Annotated in this window: 3 protein-coding genes and 1 pseudogene; 1 reads left to right on the top strand and 3 read right to left on the bottom strand. The window is 73.6% G+C overall.

The genetic code is table 11. The annotated features are described in order from the left end of the window. The 3 genes and pseudogenes from ACFQ3T_RS37055 to ACFQ3T_RS35800 all read right to left on the bottom strand — a co-directional run. Positions 1-178: pseudogene (locus tag ACFQ3T_RS37055) on the bottom strand (Rv2231c family pyridoxal phosphate-dependent protein CobC); the annotation flags it as partial. Between the two features lie 40 nt (positions 179-218). Beyond that, positions 219-1,235, bottom strand: a complete 1,017-nt coding sequence (locus tag ACFQ3T_RS35805; RefSeq protein ID WP_380730457.1) for a polyprenyl synthetase family protein — start codon at positions 1,233-1,235, stop codon at positions 219-221. A 365-nt stretch (positions 1,236-1,600) separates the two neighbouring features. After that, a complete protein-coding gene (locus tag ACFQ3T_RS35800) occupies positions 1,601-2,086 on the bottom strand; it encodes a hypothetical protein (RefSeq protein WP_380730455.1) in 486 nt (161 codons plus the stop codon). A gap of 60 nt (positions 2,087-2,146) precedes the next feature. On the opposite strand from ACFQ3T_RS35800, the gene ACFQ3T_RS35795 reads away from it, so the two are divergent. Next, on the top strand, positions 2,147-2,602 hold the full coding sequence (locus tag ACFQ3T_RS35795; RefSeq protein WP_380730459.1) for a low molecular weight protein-tyrosine-phosphatase: 456 nt from the start codon (positions 2,147-2,149) through the stop codon (positions 2,600-2,602). Positions 2,603-2,658: the final 56 nt, after the last annotated feature.

Genomic DNA, 2,658 nt, shown 5'->3' with positions numbered 1-2,658 from the left:
CGTCGGCGGCGGCGCTCGGGTAGGAGCCGAGCGAGTCGAGCGCGGCGGCCAGCAGTTCGCGCAGCCACGCCGGCGGCGCGGGCATCCGCACGTTCACCGCGAAGTCCGCGAGTCCGGGCGCGGCGTCGACGTCCCCGTGGTGGCGCAGCAGCGCCCGGCCGGGATCCTGGCTGGTCATCGCCGCGAGTCTAGGCGATCTGCGCCGGGCCGGTTCCGCGCTAGTCGATTTGGGACGCCGCCCAGTCCAGGTACGCGCCCGGAAGCTCGCGCAGGATGCCCAGCGCCTCCGGGTCCGCCGACGACGAGCCCGCGAGGTCCGGCAGCGCGCGCACCGCCTGCGCCGCCAGGGACGTGCAGTGGGCGAAGGTGTCGGCGACCAGGCTCGTCTCACGCAGCTCGGCCAGCAGCCGGGTCAGCTCGGCGTCGGTCAGCTCGCGGCCCCGGTTGGCGAGGAGCGTGCGCTGGTCCGCAGTCAGCGCGCCGAGCAGCGGCAGCGTGTAGACGCCCTGGCGGATGTCGTTGCCGACGGGCTTGCCCAGCCGCTCGGACGTGGACGCCAGGTCCAGCAGGTCGTCGAGGACCTGGAACATCAGGCCGAACAGGGCGCCGAACCGGGCCATGTCGGCGGTGGTCGCCTCGTCCGCGTCGGCGCAGTGCGCGGCCAGCACGCAGCCCACCTCGAACAGCGCGCCGGTCTTCAGCTCGACGGACCGGCGGGCGTTCTCCTTGGTGCGCAGCGGGTCGTAGAGGTCCAGCACCTCCAGCACCTGGCCCTCGACCAGGTCGGTGACGGCCTGGGCGAGCCTGCTCGCGGCGAACGGCGAGATGCGGTCCAGCGCGGCCTGGCTCGCGCGGGCCAGCATGAAGTCGCCGACCAGCACGGCGGGGCCCATGCCCCAGTCGGCGTTGACGGTGCGCACGCCGCGGCGCTCCTGCGCGTTGTCCATGAGGTCGTCGTGCACCAGGGACCCGGCGTGCAGCAGCTCGACGCACGCGGCGGCGGTGACGGCCTGGTCGGTGATCCTCCCCGAGACGGCCAGCGAGCCGGCCAGGATCAGCACCGACCGGAGGCGCTTGCCGCCGGCGGCGGTGATGCGACCGGCGAAGGTGTTCACGATCGGCAGGGACGACGAGGTCGCCAGGGCCCGGATCTCGTCCTCGACCTTCGGCAGCGCCCGGGCGAGCGCCGGCATGGTCGGCATGATCGGCACGGTGGACGGCTTCACGGTGGACACGCGGTGATCGTCCCGCGTCATACCTGAGAGGCCGCTGAGATCATCGAACTGGGTGCGGTTCGCCGAACCCCCGTCGGGCTGCGCCGGGGCGAACCGCGGACCGGCGGACCGGTCCGCGGCCGCCCAGGCGTGCGACGGCCTACACCACGGAGACGGCGACCGCGAAGAAGACCAGCGCGATGCTCAGGACCAGGTGCGCGAGCGAGGGCATCTCGCACCTGGCGGACCGGCACAGCGATGGCTCGATCACGGCCCGTCGCCCTTCACGTCACTTGTGCGAGTCATTCACATTCCTTCCCGACACATTCTCCCCCCATGTTCTCATTCTCCCCCCTCGTTCTGCGTCGGAATTTCGGGTCCGTTCGTTACCCGTTCTCGCGCTTGCGGAGGCTTTCCTCGGCGGCGGACAGGAACCGGGCCCGCTCCTGGCCCGCCCGACGCCTCCGCTCCCGCTCACGCACCCAGGCGAGCACGTCGTCCGCCCGCAGGCCGGCCGCCTCGCGGTAGAACTCGTCCTCGAACCACCACCACGCGCGAATGCCGTGCCGGGCAATGCGCACGGGCTGTTCCCGACGCGACACATCGAGTGACGAGAAATCGGTGACGAGCACCGGCGGGCACCCCGTCCCGACGAAGAAATGCCTTTTCCGGAACAGCGGGCCCCGGTCGGTGAAGAACCCGGCGTTCGGGTCGGGCTCCGGCCCGCCGGGCGACGTCACCGGCCGGGGCCGCGCGAACGCGGGCGTCTCCGGCCACGACCGACGGCGCAGCGCCACCGCCCCGCCGACCACCAGGCCCACCGCCGCCGAGGCGACGAGCAGCACGACGACACCCACCAAGACACCGGACACCCGAACCCCCGACGAGGACCGGCCACCGCGCCCGACCTGGCAGACTCACCCGCCGTGGCGCTGACCGTCTCGTTCATCTGCACCGGCAACATCTGCCGCTCCCCCGTGGCCGCGATCATATTCCGCGAGCACCTGCGCCGGGCCGGCCTGGGTGACCGGGTGGAGGTGACCAGCGCGGGCACCGGCGGGTGGCACGTGGGCGACCCGGCCGACCCGCGGGCCGCGCAGTCGTTGGCGGACAACGGTTACCCGACCGAGCACACCGCGGCGCAGGTCGGCGAGAGCCACCTCGACGCGGACCTGCTCGTGGCGCTGGACTCGGGGCACGCGCGCGAGCTGCGGCGGAGGGTCGCCGACCCGGACCGGGTGCGGCTGCTGCGGTCGTTCGACCCGGACGCGGACGGCGTCGACGTGCCCGACCCGTACTACGGCGACAAGGCCGGGTTCGACGCCGTGGTGGAGATGGTAGAAGCCGCTGTCCCCGGCCTGCTGGCGTGGGTGCGCGACCGCCTGTGACCGCGGCGGGGGCGGCGAGCGAGGCGGCCGGCGCGGCCGGCGTGGCGGCGGTCGGC

Origin of the sequence: Saccharothrix hoggarensis, assembly GCF_042678885.1 — a bacterium.
Lineage (GTDB): Bacteria > Actinomycetota > Actinomycetes > Mycobacteriales > Pseudonocardiaceae > Actinosynnema > Actinosynnema hoggarensis.
The sequence above is the reverse complement of the archived record's forward strand: the minus strand, read 5'-3'. Positions and strand labels throughout refer to the sequence as shown.